16 protein-coding genes and 1 tRNA gene are annotated in these 17105 nt (G+C 39.2%); 4 read left to right on the forward strand and 13 right to left on the reverse strand.

The window, feature by feature from the left end; genetic code table 11:
- Positions 1 to 62: 62 nt before the first annotated feature.
- Entirely contained in the window at positions 63 to 626 is a 564-nt protein-coding gene (gene ahpC, locus PL11_RS03980; protein ID WP_035166512.1) for an alkyl hydroperoxide reductase subunit C, read from the reverse strand.
- A 177-nt stretch (positions 627 to 803) separates the two neighbouring features.
- On the opposite strand from ahpC, the gene PL11_RS03985 reads away from it, so the two are divergent.
- Positions 804 to 1919: an aminotransferase gene (locus tag PL11_RS03985; RefSeq protein ID WP_035166514.1), complete on the forward strand. Its 1116-nt coding sequence runs from the start codon at positions 804 to 806 to the stop codon at positions 1917 to 1919.
- A 53-nt stretch (positions 1920 to 1972) separates the two neighbouring features.
- Here the strand turns inward: PL11_RS03985 and PL11_RS03990 are convergent, their stop codons facing one another.
- On the reverse strand, positions 1973 to 3781 hold the full coding sequence (locus tag PL11_RS03990) for a bifunctional metallophosphatase/5'-nucleotidase (protein WP_152639024.1): 1809 nt from the start codon (positions 3779 to 3781) through the stop codon (positions 1973 to 1975).
- Positions 3782 to 3955: 174 nt separating this feature from the next.
- Between PL11_RS03990 and PL11_RS03995 the strand changes: the two genes are divergently transcribed.
- Positions 3956 to 4408 carry a GNAT family N-acetyltransferase gene (locus tag PL11_RS03995; RefSeq protein ID WP_035166518.1) on the forward strand — a complete coding sequence of 151 codons (453 nt, stop codon included), beginning with the start codon at positions 3956 to 3958 and terminating at the stop codon, positions 4406 to 4408.
- A gap of 42 nt (positions 4409 to 4450) precedes the next feature.
- Positions 4451 to 5635, forward strand: a complete 1185-nt coding sequence (locus PL11_RS04000; RefSeq protein WP_035166520.1) for an MDR family MFS transporter — start codon at positions 4451 to 4453, stop codon at positions 5633 to 5635.
- Between the two features lie 36 nt (positions 5636 to 5671).
- Here PL11_RS04000 and PL11_RS04005 read toward each other — a convergent pair whose 3' ends face one another.
- From PL11_RS04005 to yycF, 9 genes are all read right to left on the reverse strand, one after another.
- Positions 5672 to 6250: a uracil-DNA glycosylase family protein gene (locus PL11_RS04005; RefSeq protein WP_035166522.1), complete on the reverse strand. Its 579-nt coding sequence runs from the start codon at positions 6248 to 6250 to the stop codon at positions 5672 to 5674.
- Between the two features lie 2 nt (positions 6251 to 6252).
- Entirely contained in the window at positions 6253 to 6660 is a 408-nt protein-coding gene (locus tag PL11_RS04010; RefSeq protein WP_035166790.1) for an acyl-CoA thioesterase, read from the reverse strand.
- A gap of 18 nt (positions 6661 to 6678) precedes the next feature.
- Complete coding sequence (gene rlmH, locus PL11_RS04015) at positions 6679 to 7158, reverse strand: 23S rRNA (pseudouridine(1915)-N(3))-methyltransferase RlmH (RefSeq protein WP_035166523.1); 480 nt, start codon at positions 7156 to 7158, stop codon at positions 6679 to 6681.
- Between the two features lie 646 nt (positions 7159 to 7804).
- Positions 7805 to 9046, reverse strand: a complete 1242-nt coding sequence (locus PL11_RS04020; RefSeq protein WP_035166524.1) for a S1C family serine protease — start codon at positions 9044 to 9046, stop codon at positions 7805 to 7807.
- Positions 9047 to 9128: 82 nt separating this feature from the next.
- Positions 9129 to 9965, reverse strand: a complete 837-nt coding sequence (locus PL11_RS04025; RefSeq protein WP_035166791.1) for an MBL fold metallo-hydrolase — start codon at positions 9963 to 9965, stop codon at positions 9129 to 9131.
- Positions 9949 to 10785 carry a two-component system regulatory protein YycI gene (locus PL11_RS04030; RefSeq protein ID WP_035166525.1) on the reverse strand — a complete coding sequence of 279 codons (837 nt, stop codon included), beginning with the start codon at positions 10783 to 10785 and terminating at the stop codon, positions 9949 to 9951. The genes PL11_RS04025 and PL11_RS04030 overlap by 17 nt, the downstream gene beginning before the upstream one ends.
- Positions 10786 to 10801: 16 nt before the next feature.
- Positions 10802 to 12100: a YycH family regulatory protein gene (locus PL11_RS04035; protein WP_035166526.1), complete on the reverse strand. Its 1299-nt coding sequence runs from the start codon at positions 12098 to 12100 to the stop codon at positions 10802 to 10804.
- Entirely contained in the window at positions 12090 to 13943 is a 1854-nt protein-coding gene (walK, locus tag PL11_RS04040; protein ID WP_035166528.1) for a cell wall metabolism sensor histidine kinase WalK, read from the reverse strand. Before walK ends, PL11_RS04035 begins: the two co-directional genes overlap by 11 nt.
- Before the next feature lie 27 nt (positions 13944 to 13970).
- A complete protein-coding gene (yycF, locus tag PL11_RS04045) occupies positions 13971 to 14687 on the reverse strand; it encodes a response regulator YycF (RefSeq protein ID WP_035166530.1) in 717 nt (238 codons plus the stop codon).
- A 188-nt stretch (positions 14688 to 14875) separates the two neighbouring features.
- On the opposite strand from yycF, the gene PL11_RS04050 reads away from it, so the two are divergent.
- Positions 14876 to 14948, forward strand: a tRNA-Lys gene (locus tag PL11_RS04050).
- Between the two features lie 138 nt (positions 14949 to 15086).
- Here PL11_RS04050 and dnaB read toward each other — a convergent pair.
- Together dnaB and rplI are read right to left on the reverse strand one after the other, a co-directional pair.
- The gene (dnaB, locus tag PL11_RS04055) at positions 15087 to 16469 is read right to left on the reverse strand and encodes a replicative DNA helicase (protein ID WP_035166531.1); all 1383 of its coding nucleotides are present in this window, start codon (positions 16467 to 16469) and stop codon (positions 15087 to 15089) included.
- 160 nt (positions 16470 to 16629) lie between these two features.
- The gene (gene rplI, locus PL11_RS04060) at positions 16630 to 17082 is read right to left on the reverse strand and encodes a 50S ribosomal protein L9 (RefSeq protein ID WP_035166533.1); all 453 of its coding nucleotides are present in this window, start codon (positions 17080 to 17082) and stop codon (positions 16630 to 16632) included.
- Between the last annotated feature and the right edge of the window lie 23 nt (positions 17083 to 17105).

Here is a 17105-nt window from a genome sequence, read left to right on the forward strand (position 1 = left end):
AAGGTGAAGCATAGAGGCTTTTGTAATCATAGTCTCTCAGGCTTCACCTTTTTTAAGCTTTTTTAGATTTTTCCAACCAGCTTAGTTCCCGGTTGCAAAGTTTTCTCTGCTGGTTTCCAGTTTGCAGGGCAAACCCGATCACCATGTTCTGCGACAAATTGTGCTGCCTCAAGTGTTCTCAAAACTTCACTTGCATTACGACCAACACCCATATCGTTAATGGTGTATGACCGAATCTTTCCTTCAGGATCAATGATAAAGACACCACGATATGCTTGGCCGGCCTCTTCATCAAGGACATCAAAGAATCTAGCTAACTTTCCTGCTGGATCAGCAAGCATCGGGTACTTAACTTTGCCAACCTCTTCACTGCGTTCGTGCCAAGCTTGGTGAACAAATTCAGTATCTTCAGAAACTGAATAAACCTCAGCCCCAACACTTTGGAACTCTTCATACAAGTCTGCCAAATCCCCTAACTCTGTAGGACAAACAAATGAAAAATCAGCTGGGTAAAACAATACTACTGACCAGTGCCCCAACATATCTTTTTTAGATACTTCGTGGACATCCCCATTCTGGTACGCGTTCACAGAAAACTCTTCGATTTCTTTACCGATAAAACTCATCAATAACCACCCTTTCAATTTTAAGTCCCTACAGTTATAGTTTAGCGTACCCATCAGCAGTAATCAATAACCATTCTAATCTAATAATTATTATTTATAATCTTCATCGTTTTCCCAACCTTTTTTCTGTATAATTATCATTAAACAAACCAGAAAATGTAAAGGAGATATCAATTTATGCAAATTGCTGGATTTGGTGTCGAAGAATGGCTTAACGTTTGGGAACGGAAAGCAACTTACGATATCGCTCAAAGCACCATTGCTTCAATGACCATGAAAGAAATTTTAAACATTGATGGTAGTAATGGACAAAGCTTTTACGATCTACTCGACCAACAAAAGATGAACTACGGTTGGATCGAGGGCTCACCTGAATTTAAAGAAGAAGTGGCCAAACTATATAAGCATGTGGATTCAGATAACGTACTGCAAACTAACGGTGCCACTGGTGCCAATCACCTTGCACTGTATTCATTAATTGAACCTGGTGACCAAGTAATCGCTGAATACCCTTCATACCAACAGCTTTACGATATCCCAAAGTCATTAGGTGCTAAAGTTGATTACTGGACCATTCACGAAGATGACAACTGGTATCCAGATATCGAAGAATTAAAGCAGCTTGTTTCACGTGAAACAAAAATGATTTGTTTAAATAACGCCAATAACCCAACAGGAACTGTGCTAGACACTAACTTCTTAAAACAAGTAGTAGAAATTGCCAAGTCAGTTGACGCCTACGTATTAGTCGATGAGGTTTACCTACCCTTAGACAACCCAGAGAGCTTTACTTCTATCGTCGACTTATACGACAAGGGAATTGCTACAAATTCACTATCAAAAACCTATTCGGTCCCCGGTATTCGAATCGGATGGACAGCTTCAAATGCTGAAGTTGCAGACATCTTTAGAAAATACCGTGACTACACGATGATTTGTGCCGGAGTATTCAACGACATGCTGGCAGTTCACGTTCTCCGGAATAAAGATAAGATTCTTAGCCGTAACAAACAGTTAGTTATGAACAACTTAAAAATCTACCAAGAATGGATTGAAAATGAGCCAAAAGTGAGTTTGATCATGCCACAAGCAGTCTCTACATCCTTTCCTAAAATTGATATTAACGAAGATATTGAAGAGTTCTGCATTAAGTTGCTTAAAGAAAAAGGCGTTTTGTTGGTTCCCGGAAATCGTTTCGACATGCCAGGCCATGTTCGCTTGGGATATTGTGCTCAAGAAGATACATTAAAACAAGGATTAGCAAAACTTTCAGAATTTTTGAAAGAATACTAAAAAATCATGGTCTCAAAATTCGTAATTGAATAGCGAGATCATGATTTTTATATTTAATGTCCTTGGTACACTTTTCGATTTAACTGTGGAGCTTGAACTGGTGTTCCTGCTGCGGTCATATCCTTGATATATTGAACAAAAGTATCTGTATCCGTTCCAATAGAACCTTGGATTGGCGTATCTTTAAACGCAGTAAAGTCATCCCCACCTCCGTGAAGGAAGTCATTAATAACCACATTATACGTCCCATCTGGGCTAATCTTTGTCCCATCATCCTTTGTCATTGATACCACCTTAAACGGCTGGTTAGAATCACCTGAATCAGTATAAGTATATTTAAGTCCAGCTATTTGTAAGTAATATTGCTGATTTTGATCATACTGCTGATTCAACGCTTGTTCAATTTGCTTTCCAGTCATCTTTACAACCTGGAGAATATTTCCGAATGGTTGGACGGCAGTTGCTGATCCCCAGGTAATATCTCCATTTGAGTTAACTTCAAGGTCAGCTCGAACACCACCTGTATTAGTCATAGCAAAATCAGCAGGAACGTTGTGCTTATTAGCCTCGTATAGTTGCCCATCGACAACCAATTCACCAGCTGCATTTTCCATTGTTTTATTATTGTGCAAACGGCCAGTAATGGTTTCTGGTTTAGCTGCTTTACCAATAACCTGGTTAACCTGTGGGCCTACACGATCATCTGCATCCTTAACAACGGCCGCAACATTTGGGTTTGGACTAGTTGTTGGATCATCTTGCTGTGATAACACTGGGTACACGTGTGGTGCAACAGTTACAAACTTACCAGATTTTGGACTAACGTAGCTCCAAACATCATCGTATGCTTTACCTGTGTAAACTGCTTGAACAACGTGAGTATTCCCGATCTTAGCGTTTGCGTATTGATGTGAGTGACCAGCAACATAAAGACCGACATGATTATCTGGATCAATTGAGTTTAATTTATTAAGAATATCAACAACTGGGCCAGTCGTTTGTCCTTGTGGACTCGTTGCCACACCAGTATGGGCAAGAACAACAACTGCTTTAACACCCTTCTTATTTAGGATCGTATCGTACTTGGCAATGGTTTGGGCCTCATCCAGAACCTTGTAATCTTTGTAGTTATCATAGAGTGTTAAACTTGGCAAAGTTGATGTGTCCACACCAATAAACCCAATCTTAGCCTTTTCATTACCGGCCTTTATAGTTTTAATGGTATATGGTTTATACCCAAATGGGATTTGGCCATTATCCTGGCGAACTACATTAGCAACAACCAATTGCATGTCAGTTGAATAATGAGGATAGTCCTTCACCAATTGGTTGGCGTTAGTTTGTGCTGTAGGCGGATTTCCATTTAAAATTCGGTTAAATTCAGGTAACCCGCGATCAAACTCATGGTTCCCCAAGGTCCCTATTTGAAACCGCATTTCTTTAAGCGCGTGCATTGTAGATTCATGAGCTAACAATGATGAATTTGCCGGAGCAGCACCCACCATGTCGCCTGCTTCAACCCTAAAGGTATTATTTGAATTGGCAACTTCCTTAAATTGCTCTTGTGCTTGATCAAGATATGTAGCTAATCTAGCTGCTGTTCCAGCACCCTTGTAAGTCTTTTGGCCGATTCCTACATCCCCCGTGGTACTTAGTCCACCATGGAGATCGTTAATTCCTAAAATCTGTACAGGAATGTCCTTTTTATACTTACTTGGAACAGATTGAAATTCCGGTTGTTCGATTGGCTTAGCATACTCATCGGTACCCGCAACATTCGGTAATGTTTGGGTTGAATCATCTGCATTTGCTGCTGGTGCTATACTTACAAGTCCCGCTAAAATCAGTGGTAGGGACAGCATCGAAATCAGCTTTCCCCTAATGTGACTAGTCATAATTATTCCTCCCCTTAAAAACTTATATAACGCCAAAAGTTTATAATGAAAACGCTTTACTTGTCAACGATATGTGCCGTTTTTTTATTTGCAAATCATTATTTGCTTATGATGATAAACTAATCTCAGAGGATCAAAATTATGGAAGAAATTATATTAGATAAAAGCAGTTCCCAAATTAAGCAATTTGCCAAATTAATTCAAGAAGTTTCTTGGGGAGCCGGAAAGTATTTAGCAAATATCATGATAAATAATCAACTTTCTGACTTTGAACGAGTAATAATGCTGACAAATCAAAATGAATTAGTTGGATTTGCAGCACTACTAAAAGAAGATATCGTTAAAGACACTGGTCTAACCCCATTTATTAGCACCGTGTTTGTTGCCGAAAAATATCGGGGCAAGAAGTTGAGTCAAAAATTAGTTTCTGACTTAGAAACTATTGCTAGGCAGGCGGGATTTTCAACTGTATATATTGCAACTGCTCACATCGGTTTGTACGAAAAGATTGGTTACCAACACTTTGATGATAAATTAGACATAATGGGTAGGCCGATGCGATTACTAAAGAAACAATTAACAAGCGCTAACTAGATTTATTTATGCAAAACTATTTTTTACGAAAGGGATGAACTAATGAAAGAGATTAAACTTAAGTGGCTCGTAACCGGTGCCCTAACTAGTAGTATTGGGATGAGTTTCATATGGCCACTCACCAGTGTGTATTTGCATAATCATTTACACGTATCATTAACCATTGTCGGAATTGTGTTACTCTTCAACTCCCTTGCAAGTGTGTTGGGAAGTTACATCGGCGGCCACATGTATGATCACGGAAATCCATATAAATTGCTAGTTGGTGGCGTAACAACCACGTTAGTAACACTACTCTTATTAATTCCATTTCATGGTTGGCCAATTTTTGGGCTTTTGCTATTTTTTAATGGTCTTACCTCTGGCTGGAATATTACCATGGTCAACGCAATCGGCTCCAGCATTCGTAGCCAAGATACCAGGTTTGTGTTTAACATGCTCTACTTCGCTCAGAACCTTGGTGTCGTATTGGGAACATCACTTGTCGGCTTTGTTTACAACTTTAGCGTTACGCTACTGTTTGTCATCGCTAGTGGTTTATACCTTATCTTTTTAATACTCGTCATCACCAAGTACAAACCAGCAGCAGTTAAGCCAAAAAAAGCACTAATACGCAATCGCAAAGACCAAAAACCTGATAAATTACCAAGAGCTAACATACTAATTCTAAACTTATTCTTTATATCGCTATTGTTAATTTGGGTTATGTATCAGCAGTGGGTATCTAACCTTTCCGTATATATGACTGGTCAAGGAATTCCCCTAAGCCTTTACAGTGTGCTTTGGACACTTAATGCCGGCCTGATTGTAGTGATCCAAATAATTACTAATTGGATTGCCCGTTATTACGAAAACCTAATCTTGCAAATCCTGTTCGGAATACTAGTGGTCGCTTCGTCCTTCGTGGTTTTGATTTTTGCCAAAAGTTACTACATGTTTGTAATTTCGATGGTAGTTCTCACCATTGGTGAAGCAACGGCCTTTCCAACCATCCCAGCCCTCGTCAATACCCTTACGCCAGTATCAGTAAAGGGAAAGTACCAGGGAGCAGTAAATGCTTGGGCATCAGCAGGACGTGCTTTTGGTCCATTATTAGGTGGGCTGATTATTGACGCTCAATCATATGTGTCATTATTTATTATTGCAACAATTACAATCTTTCTGGTATTAATCACCCTAGCAACAACCTGGAATTTAACTAAGTCAAAGTTAGAATTTTATAGATAATAAAACCCGCCTTTCATTCGGAAAGGCGGGTTTCAATTAGAATACACTTCGAATTCTTTTCTGCAGTTCTGGTAACACATCAGTTTCAAACCACGGGTTTCGTTTTAACCACCCATAATTAAGTGGCGAGGGATGGACTAATGGAAAGTACTCTGGTAGATACATTTGATAATTGCGAACCGTTTCCGTCAGGTTCTTACCTAACCTGCCATTTAAATAGTATTTTTGTGCATACTGGCCAATCAGTAGGGTTACCTTAACATTAGGCATCTGTCTCAACAGTTGTGCATGCCATTTCTCAGCAAACCCCTTCCTAGGCGGTAGATCACCATGAGTACCCTTACCAGGATAGTAGAAATCTAGTGGCATCACTGCCACCTTACCAGCGTTATAAAATTCATCCTTGGTCACACCCATCCATTCTCGTAATCGGTCACCACTCGGGTCATCCCAAAACACCATGGATTCTTGGGCTTTTCTACTAGGTGCTTGACTAATAATTAGAATTTCTGCTTCAGGAATTACATGATATAACGGCAAGATTCCCTTTTCCGTAAACGCTCTGTTATCTGGATCCGCCTTAATATCATCAAAGATTTTTTGTAGTTGTTCCACGACTAATCCTCCTGGGATTCTTGTAACGCCTTATAAAATTCAGGAAGTTTCCGTTTCAAATTGATAATTCGATTATTCGCATCTAAAAAGCCATGTTCACTGATTCCTTCAAATACTAATTCGTCATTATGAAACATCTGGTATTTCAAAATTAGCTTTGCTACACCGACTTCTGAAACTTGGGTTTCAATTCTAATTTTATCAGGGAATGTTGTTGGTTTGAGGTATTTTCCGTTAACTGAAGCAACGGGGGATGTGATCCCGCTTTTCTCAAGCTTTTCAAATGGCCAATCAATCTTGTCTAAAAAGTCAGTTCTGGCTTCCTCCATATAACGGATATAGTTAGAATGATGCGTAATTTGCATTCGATCTGTTTCGTAGTATTGCACTTGGTGATAATATTCTGAAATCATGTTTTGCCTCCTAATTTACTTATGATATGGGCTACCCTCATTAATCATAAACGCCCGATAAATCTGTTCAGTTAATACTAACCTCATCAACTGGTGAGGTAACGTAAACCTACCAAACGAAATCTGTGTGTCCGCGCGTTTTAATACGGCCGGATCTAATCCTAATGATCCGCCAATTACAAAGGTGATGTCTGAATGTCCGTAAGTTGTCAGGTTTGCGATTTCTTTCGCGAATTCCTCAGATGAACGCTCCTTCCCAAGAATCGCAAGTGCGTAAACATACTCCTTATCCTTGATTTTCCCCAGAATCCGTTCTCCTTCTTTTTGCATCACATCAGCCATTTCAGCATCACTCAACGATTCTGGAGCCTTTTCATCGGGAACTTCAACGATTTGAAATTTGCAGAATCTTGAAAGGCGTTTAGCGTATTCCGCAATTCCTTGCTTAAAGTACTTTTCCTTTAGCTTCCCCACAACGACCAGTTTAATGTTCATCTAATCTTTTCCTCCTGTGCACTACTGTGCAAAAATATCGAGGTATCAACAGTTTATCCACAAAGTTATCCACAGGTTGATAAAATGATACCGCTTTTCCTTATCCATGCATTTTTTTCTAAATTGTCAATAAGCATTTTTTATCCACAACTTTATTAACAACATGTGTTCGGAATCTTAAAACGCAAACCCTAATATGGCAACGTTTCTAACGTCTTTCTAATCCGAACAAACAATCTCTGCAAAGTTATCCACATTTCTGTGGATAACTTTTAGATTGTCCAAAACATTTTTATTTACTTTAATACCGCCTTTTTAACCAAAACCAAAAGTTATTCACCAAGTTATCCACAGAGTTATTCTCAATCTTTTTTTGAAATAAATTTTGTATTGAAATATATAATCTTGATTTTCAGTTGGCGTTCGCTTTTTTATCATACAACAAAACAAATTTGAGTGCTAAGTCTGGTTTTTGTTCGGAATTTGAAAAATATGTCACCCATAACAGACAAATTCTTCGACTTATTCCATACAAAACCATAGCTTCGCATGATCATCCTACCAATATAATTGGAAAAGCCGATTATCCAGCAATTTTATTCTGGTAGGACAAAATAAAAAGCAGCGAGATTATCGCTGCCTTTCATTAACTATTTAGGTTTGATTTTTGAGTTAACTTAACTTGGCCGGTTTTTTGCGAACCATTGTGATAGTAAGTTATCGAAATCGAATCACCAAGTTTGTGTTGATAGAGAATATCTCTAATCGCTGTCTGCTCAGTAATTTTTTTACCATCAAGCTCAGTAATCACATCGTACTTCTTCAAACCAGCCTTTGCTGCTGGAGAACCTGATGAAACCTTAAAGACTACCACTCCAGTGGATACTGAACTAGGCAATTTCAGAATCGACCTCTGTTGTTTCTCAGAGATATTAGCTAAATCAACATATTCAATTCCCAGTGCAGGTCTTACCACCTTACCACCAGATATCAATTGATTAATGATTCTCACAACTTCATTGGAAGGAATTGCAAAGCCCATTCCCTCAACGCTAGTTCCTTCTTGATCCTGAGCTAGCTTCATTGAATTGATCCCAACTACTTGGCCATCCATATTGATTAATGGACCACCAGAGTTACCTGGGTTGATAGCTGCATCAGTCTGAATAACCGTTGCGTTTCCGATTGCTTGACCATTAGAGTTGGTTTGGGCAACCTCACGTTTTTTAGCAGAAATGATCCCTTGGGTAACAGATGTTGCGTATTGTGAGCCAAGTGGTGAACCAATAGCAAGCACTGGTTCAGCAACCTTGATATTATCAGAATTACCAAACGAAGCTACGGTCTTAATCTTATTAGACTTAACTTTCAGTACAGCTAAATCGGTAACTGAATCCTTACCAACAATTTCGGCACCAACCTTAGATCCATCACTGAGGATAATTTCCAAAGAATTTGAACCGCTGATAACGTGGTTATTAGTTACGATATAAGCCGTATTACCATTCTTCTTGTAAACTACACCCGAACCTTCACTGGCGGCCTCTAGCTTGCCTGAATCGCTCTTAGAACTCGATCCACTATCGCCCTCAATGCTCCCAAACAGTCCAGCTAATCCTCCAGAAGAACTAGTATTTTCCTTCTGCAGATTAATAACGGAGACCACAGCATTTTTAGTAGAATTAAAAGCCTTTTCTGATTGGGTATTCAGATTGACCTTAACATTACTTACTTTCGCCGCTCCAGAACTATTTGTAGTTAATTCAGACGTTGTTCCGCCATCTTGGTTATTGAAATACGAAACGCCACCATAAGTTACCGCGCCACCAAGTGCACCGGCAACCAACGCAGTCAGCACGATTTTTCCAAAACCATTACTTGTTGCCATCGGGACTCCTCCTTGTGTAAGAACACTTTTTATATTTATTTTAGTCTATAACAATAAACTTAAAATAACCTAAAATAATTAACTAAATAATCATTAAAGGTGAAGCAGATTCAGCCTCGGTATCGTATAGTTGAAAATCATTATCAACCCCGAAATCATGCTCTGTCAACATTGAAGATACTGTTAGGTGTGCTAAAGATTTCATGTTATTGTGTTGGCTTCTGTGACCTAAGAAGATTTTCTTAGTTCGATGACCAATAATATCCATCATGGTATTAGCACCATCAACGTTTGATAAATGCCCGCGATCGGACATAATTCGCTGCTTTAGTGGCCAAGAATAGTCGCCATTACGTAGCATCTCTATATCATGATTACATTCCAGTAAATAGCCTTCAGCATCCTTAATAACGCCTTCCATTCGGTCAGAAACATAACCGGTATCCGTTAAGACTACAAACGACTTATTATTATGGTGAAATACATAAAACTGGGGCTCTGCAGCATCATGTGACACCGAAAAACTCTCAATGTCCAAATCTCCAAAACTCTTCACTGTATCAGGTGGAAAAATGTTCATCTTATCGGCAGGCATTTTACCAATCTTGCCGTTCATTGCGTCCCAAGTTCCCTCGTTAGCATAAACATTTAAGTCATACTTTCTAGCCAAAACGCCCACACTTTGACGGTGATCAGAGTGCTCATGGGTCACTAATAACGAGTCGACATCGTTAATATCTCTACCAATAGAACTCATCAAGTTAGCAATTTTCTTGCCACTCAATCCAGCATCCAGTAAAACCTTATGCTGAGGCGTCTCTATGTAAGTGACATTACCAGTGCTTCCACTGGCAAGGACACTAATTTTCATATCATCATTTTCCACATTAATTACTCCCTGTTTAGCTAATCCCACCATTGGTTTGACCATTTTTAAGTTCCGCATTAGTTTCTCGAATAATTCCCCCGGTAAATGCATTGATCCGTTTAAGCTGAACCTGAGGTGAATTTTGTGGTCGAATCGCAATAATCCACGTTGGAATAAATACTCTATCTGGCTCAACCGTAATCAGCTTTGTATAGCCCAATTTCGTCCAGGCAACTTGGGTATTATTTGGAATTTCATTGTATTGATATAACCAGATTAACGCCCTTTGTTCAGATATTGTATCAGATTTTTCACGCAGGGTCGTAATATCATCCAGGTGAGTTTGCGTATAATTTACAATCTGGTTATTTTCGTTCATGAAAAATTTGATCTGAGCCTCACTCGAATATATTTCCTGACCAACTGCCTTCTGAACGTACACAATTGTCTGATCAGTTGATAAATCCTTACTGTATTTATAATCATTCCCGTCAATCATGAAGGAGGAGTCCTTAATTAAGGCATTGATAGTCTTACTAGGATTCTTAGGATCCACGTCTACAGGTTGTTTAAATTCACTTTGAATCTCATGGCCAACATAGTGGGGAGTCTGGTTGGCTAATTGTCCCATCATGGAACGCAAACCATCATTTTGCGAACCTGAAATATAGTATGCTTCACTTTGCGAAGTCGATAAATCACCAAATTTAATTTGGTCGCTCTTCATCTCTTTAGTAATTGTGGAATTGGTATTTCCTTGAGAAACATTTTCAGCCTGCATGTTCATATTCTGCCTGAACATCCCAAACAAAAAGATATCAATCGCAATAAAGGTAACCAAAAAAATAATTTCAATTCGCTTAAAGTTCACTAGACTCCCCTCCCTTCTATTTGCTTAACATAGTTGAGTAACTGTACCACTTGTTGTTGTATTGAATAAACCAATCTGGAGTTAAATTAATCAACATTGATCGTTGCTGCTTTTGTTTCCAGTCATAACCCAACCGGACTTTCTTCACCCTTTTAAGATTGTATCCGTGGGCCTTCAGCCGTTTTAAAACAGTTGCTGTTGGCGGTAATGTTGTATAACCGTCCTTACTTGGAATTGGAACTTGCGGCGTATCCAACAAGAAATTAATCTTTTGAACACTTTCATTCACAGTGTTGATTGCAATTTCTCCAAACCCGTTTTGCCGAAAAATCGGAAACCCTTCGACAAATGTTCTAAACGAGGCCTCTCGATTATTGCTCTTTTCAAAGCCATAGAAACGCAAATTATCCATTGGCAACCCAATCTTCAATAACAAACGATAAGAGTCATCAATTACTGACTTAAGGTTATTAGGAATGTTGTTTGCTGAGTAATTAGAATAAGTTGCAATTCTGCTTTTTGAATTAAACACTAACTGTTTCGTTCTTTGATCAGAGTAAACGGCAGTATTTTGCCGTCTCTTAACCGTAACGTTTGCTGAATTTTCGTCATTTAACAAACGACTTACAAAATAATCAGCAGATTGGCGGTCTAACAGGTACTTATATGGCTGCATTTGCACCGGTTGATCAACATACATTAGCGGAGTTCCATTTAGATTTCTAATGGAAACTGGAAACCTACGAGACTGAATTTTGAGAACATTATTGAGTCCCTTAAGACTGTGTTTTTTTACACTTACTTGGTAAACAGTAAAGTTACTGTCATTTAGCAGGAAGATTCGTGATGAATCATCCAGTGGTAGCAAAATTCTTGTTACTTGATGATCATCTAAGTTTGCAAACTTGTTATGAACTATAGCATTGACCGTTGAAATCATTACTGGACTAGCGTAATTCAATAAAATTGAATTAGGTCTGGTAGCCATTTCATAATATTTCTTTTGATTTTGAGAAACTGTAGTCTTCAACTTTGCGTTTTGATAGTTTCTCATTTGGTGTTTAATTTCAGAAATCATGTTAACTGAACGGTTGACCAGTATATTTTGCGAACCGTCCTTATCGTTAACAACTGCTTGAGTTGGTGAAAAAACGGACCGTTTTGGCTTTACCAAAACTTCATCCTGTGGATTTTGAGTAGTGCTCGTTTTACTACGGTAGTTCGCTGGATTAGTCCACAAAATAACTGATAAAGCTAAACTCAAAATAACCGCAATTACCAGAGAAATTGGAATTAAAAATTTACTAAACCTCATCCCATAGATCCTCCTCTGCTAATGGTTCGTAAGGTAATGCAATGTAAAATGTAGATCCCTTACCTTCAATACTTTCAGCCCAAAGTTGACCACCCAAGGCTTCAACCACTTCTTTAGAAATAGCTAGCCCAAGACCAGTCCCACCTTGTTTTCTGGACCGAGCCTTATCAACACGGTAAAAACGATCAAAAATGTGTGGTAGATCCTTACGTGGAATCCCTAAACCTTGGTCACTGATACTCATAATGACCTTGTTTCTAGTCTCATACAGACGACAAGTTACAATTCCACCATCTGGAGAATACTTGATTGCGTTATTCATAATGTTATCAAGTACCTGAGTAAACCTATCGGTGTCCAGTTCAACCCACAGATCACGTTTTGTAAAGTACCGCTTAATCGAATAGGTCTTCTCTGGATGATCGTCCTTTTTAATGATCATATCAAATCGATTCAACACATAATTGAACAGTTCGTTGATATTAACCATTTCGGTTTCCATTTTTTGGGTTCCCGATTCCATTCTTGAAAGTGTTAGCAAGTCATTGATCATCCGAATCATTCGGTCAGTTTCATCCTGCGTAACTTTCAAGAACTTAGGTGCCAGCTTCTCATCCTGCCAAGCACCATCAGATAAAGCTTCAATATACGAACGCACACTGGTTAGTGGAGTTCTCAACTCATGGGAAACATTAGAAACAAATTGCTTACGATCCTGGTCAATTCGTTGCTGTTCAGTAATATCACGAAGAACACAGACAAGACCACTAATAAACCCTGATTCTCTTTGAATCAAAGAGAAATGAGCATGCAAAATTAAATCCTGCTCATCATTTGAGAGATCTAAAATCACTTCATCAGGTTGCTCAAGTAAATCGCGCAAGTTGTAATCCTTTTGAATGTCTAAAACGTCCAAAATGGAGCGTCCCATAGCATCCCCTTCCTTTAAATCAAGGAAGCTAGCGGCTGTTTCATTGATAATAATTACATTACCACGACGATCGGTCGCCAAAACCCCGTCAGTCATGTTGGCCAACACTGAATCAAGTCGCCGACGTTCCGACTCCGTTGATTCATGTGATTCTTCAACTCTGACAGACAGGTTATTAACTGCACTGGCTAACTGACCAAGCTCATCGTTTCCATAAACGTGAACCTGTCCAGAATAGTCCCCACGAGCAATTCTTAGGGTTTGCTGTTTCATTTCTTCAATTGGTTTAGTTATCGCCCTAGAAATCACGATTGAAATCAATAGTCCCAGGATTATGGCAATTGATGCCGCAAACAGGTAGATTACCGTAATGCTATTGATCTGTTGATAGACAGTATCAAGGTTAGCCTTTACGAAAACTGCCCCTACGACCTGCCGGTTATTCCCGGAACTCTTCATCAAAGGAGTGATTCTAGTGTAATATCGAGCATCGCTTGCAGAATCAAAAGTATTCTTTTCAATTGGTTTTCCAGAATATAGTGCGTTCTTAACTGAATTGTCGGTAGTCTTTTGGCCAACAATGGTTTGATTATTGATTTGATTAGTTCCCCTGATAGTTCCCTTACTATCAATAACCTGAATTTGTGCAGAACTGGTATTTTCTGAATCATTTAGAATCGTTTTGATTTGCCGATTTGCCAACCTAGTATTGGAACGCGATAACTGCGTCGTTAGTGATTTGCTCACGTAAGTTTGCAGTTGAACCTGATTTTTGAATGTAGACAGGTTTTGGTGTTCCAATTGTTTAACAAAAACGGCCCCCACAATTTCGAGGGTCAATAGTAGAACTAGGGCGAAAACTAGCGCAATTTTGAATTTAATTGATTGATAAAATTTGATTTTCTCGTTCAAAACCAGTTTTACCCCTTTTATTATTTACTAGGCTTGTTCATTTTCTGGATTTCTTAAGTAGTAACCAACCCCACGGCGAGTTACTAACCAAGTTGGGTGACTTGGGTTATCTTCAACTTTTTCACGAAGACGACGAACAGTTACATCAACCGTTCTGACATCACCAAAGTAGTCATAGCCCCAAACAGTTTGAAGCAAATGTTCACGGGTCATAACTTGGCCAATATGTTGTGCCAAATAGTGAAGCAATTCAAATTCACGGTGAGTTAACTCGATACTTTCACCGCGTTTCGAGACTGAGTAAGCATCTGGATGAATTACCAAGTCTCCAATTTCGATATCTTGCGTTTCGCCATCTTGATCACCAGTATTTGCTGGAACAGTTTGGCGACGCAAATTAGCCTTTACTCGAGCTACTAACTCACGGTTTGAGAATGGTTTAGTAACGTAATCATCCGCACCTAATTCCAGACCAAGGACCTTATCTAATTCAGAGTCCTTAGCAGTTACCATAATGATTGGAGTATCTTTGGTCTTTCGAACTTCTCTAGCAACCTCTAGACCATCAACCTTAGGCAACATCAAGTCAAGAATGATTAGATCTGGATCCACTTCGTTTACTTGCTCTAGAGCCTCTTCACCATCATAAGCTACATATACATCGTAGCCTTCTTTATTTAAATTAAACTTTTCAATATCGACGATTGGCTTTTCATCATCGACAACTAAAATCTTTTTTGCCATTAACAATTCTCCTAACGTTGAATTCTAATGTTTATTTTTATTTTTTACCTAAGTTCACACACGAATATTATAACACAGTGCTAGATTACCCTTAAAATTCACACAATTTCAACTTTTTGAAACTTTTTTTAATTCTAGTGTTGCAAAAATTTTTTCAGCATGATACTATATTTAAGTCGGTTAGTGATGGGCAGTTAGCTCAGTTGGTAGAGCAACGGACTCTTAATCCGTGGGTCCAGGGTTCGAGCCCCTGACTGCCCACTATCATTACTATTAAATAACAGTAACGCCGCCCCTGAGCCGTTACTGTTATTTTTTTACCCAAAATTTGGGTTTACATATAAGCTAAACGCCCCGAGGGAACGATTTCGTTTGAAACCGCCTCGGGGCGTTTTTTATTTATCCTTCTGGTGCGTAGGAAATTGAGGAGAACTTATTATATGACTTAACAAACAGCAATTTAATCGTTCCTCGAGGACCTGAACGGTTCTTCTCGATAATTACCTCAACTTCACCTACATCGCCCGTATCGTCCTCTTCTTGGCCTCCTGCGTCATCATCTTCGCCATCCTCACGTTCATAGTAGTCATCACGATATAGAAAGGCTACGATATCAGCATCCTGCTCAATTGATCCAGACTCACGAATATCAGACAATACTGGTCGCTTATCTTGGCGTTGTTCCACACCACGAGATAACTGAGAAAGGGATATCACGGGAACGTGTAGCTCCTTAGCAAGCTTCTTCAACTGCCGAGAAATATCAGAAACTTCTTGTTGCCGGTTTTCCTTATTTCCGCCTTCAATCAACTGAAGGTAATCAATCACAATTAACCCCATGTTGCCAGTTTCTTTTTCAAGCCGCCGACATTTAGCCCGAATTTCGGACATCTTAATACCAGGAGTATCGTCAATGTAAATGTTAGCTCTAGAAAGACTTCCCATCGCTACAACCAAGTTTTGCCACTCTTCTTCAGTCAGTTGACCAGTTCGTAAATGATTGGCATCAATGCTACCTTCAGCACACAGCATCCGGTTTACCAAAGACTCAGCACTCATTTCCAAACTGAAAATGGCAACCGCTTTATCCGTTTTGGTTCCAACGTTTTGCGCCACGTTAAGTGCAAACGCAGTCTTACCAACGGCAGGCCTAGCTGCCAAGATTACCAACTCATCATCATGTAACCCAGTAGTGATTTTATCCAACTCGGGATAACCAGTTGATAGCCCTGTAATCTCATCCCCCTCTTGAGAGAGACGGTCGATTTCACTAAACGCTGAATTTAAAACATCTTTAATTGGCTTAAAACCCGACTGATTTCGATTTTCGGCAACATTCATAATGTCACGTTCGGCATTGTCTAAGACCGTTTCAACGTCGTCCTCAGTCGCATAACTATTTGTAACAATATTAGTAGCCGTCTGGATTAAACGCCTTAAAACGGCCTTATCCTTAACAATTTTGGCGTAGTAAACCACATTGGCAGCTGTAGGCACTGATCCAGCAAGTTCTGCGATATATGCCATTCCGCCAACGTCTTCGAGGTTATTTTGATCAGTCAACATATCCGACACTGTAACAACATCGATTGCCTGATCCTTATCATTTAAGTCCACCATCACTTGGAATATGATTTGGTGTGCCCGTTTATAAAAGTCACCCGGATCTAAGTATTCCATCGCTTCAATCAAAGCGTCGGTACTTAAAAAGATGGCTCCTAAAACAGCCTTTTCCGCATCAATATTTTGGGGTGGCAGCTCATTTATAGCTTCATTGTTCATTTAAATTCCCCAAGTTTCTACATAATTAAGTCTATATTAGCACAATCCATTATAAATCAAAAAACGTTGTTACATCGGGATTCGCACCCTTTACGAAAAACAAATACCCCATAGTTACCAGTTATTCTGGTAATTATGAGGTATCCATTATTCACAATAATTATTGTTCAGAAACATGAACTCTAATTTTTGCAGTTACCTTTGGGTGGAGCTTAACTGGAACATTTGTGTAACCAGCAACCCGAATTGGTTCGTCTAACTCAATCTTTCGTTTATCAAGTTTAACTCCAAATTGCTTATCAAGAGCTGAAGCAATTTGCTTACTAGGAATTGAACCAAACAAACGACCATCGGCACCTGCCTTGGCTTTCAATTCAACTACTGTATCATCGCTCTCGAGGGTTTGCTTAACCTTTTGGGCATCTTCAAATACTTCCTCAGCCTTTTTCTCTTCAGCCTTTTGTTGACCTTTGAGTTGGCTCATAGCTGAAGCTGTTGCTGCTTTGGCCTTGCCTTGTTTAATTAAAAAGTTTTGAGCATAGCCATCCGGAACCTCTTTGACCTGGCCGCGTTTACCTTTTCCGCGAACGTCCTGTAAAAAAATTACTTTCATAATTGATCACTCCTACTCAAAAT

The organism is Lentilactobacillus curieae, assembly GCF_000785105.2.
In the GTDB taxonomy this organism is placed as follows: domain Bacteria; phylum Bacillota; class Bacilli; order Lactobacillales; family Lactobacillaceae; genus Lentilactobacillus; species Lentilactobacillus curieae.

Bases quoted from the DNA above. Each gene is read 5' to 3' on its own strand.
- ahpC (WP_035166512.1), bottom strand. From the start codon at position 626: ATGAGTTTTATCGGTAAAGAAATCGAAGAGTTTTCTGTGAACGCGTAC.
- PL11_RS03985 (WP_035166514.1), top strand. From the start codon at position 804: ATGCAAATTGCTGGATTTGGTGTCGAAGAATGGCTTAACGTTTGGGAA.
- PL11_RS03990 (WP_152639024.1), bottom strand. From the start codon at position 3,781: ATGCTGTCCCTACCACTGATTTTAGCGGGACTTGTAAGTATAGCACCA.
- PL11_RS03995 (WP_035166518.1), top strand. From the start codon at position 3,956: ATGGAAGAAATTATATTAGATAAAAGCAGTTCCCAAATTAAGCAATTT.
- PL11_RS04000 (WP_035166520.1), top strand. From the start codon at position 4,451: ATGAAAGAGATTAAACTTAAGTGGCTCGTAACCGGTGCCCTAACTAGT.
- rlmH (WP_035166523.1), bottom strand. From the start codon at position 7,158: ATGAACATTAAACTGGTCGTTGTGGGGAAGCTAAAGGAAAAGTACTTT.
- PL11_RS04020 (WP_035166524.1), bottom strand. From the start codon at position 9,046: ATGGCAACAAGTAATGGTTTTGGAAAAATCGTGCTGACTGCGTTGGTT.
- PL11_RS04025 (WP_035166791.1), bottom strand. From the start codon at position 9,965: ATGGTGGGATTAGCTAAACAGGGAGTAATTAATGTGGAAAATGATGAT.
- PL11_RS04035 (WP_035166526.1), bottom strand. From the start codon at position 12,100: ATGAGGTTTAGTAAATTTTTAATTCCAATTTCTCTGGTAATTGCGGTT.
- yycF (WP_035166530.1), bottom strand. From the start codon at position 14,687: ATGGCAAAAAAGATTTTAGTTGTCGATGATGAAAAGCCAATCGTCGAT.
- dnaB (WP_035166531.1), bottom strand. From the start codon at position 16,469: ATGAACAATGAAGCTATAAATGAGCTGCCACCCCAAAATATTGATGCG.
- rplI (WP_035166533.1), bottom strand. From the start codon at position 17,082: ATGAAAGTAATTTTTTTACAGGACGTTCGCGGAAAAGGTAAACGCGGC.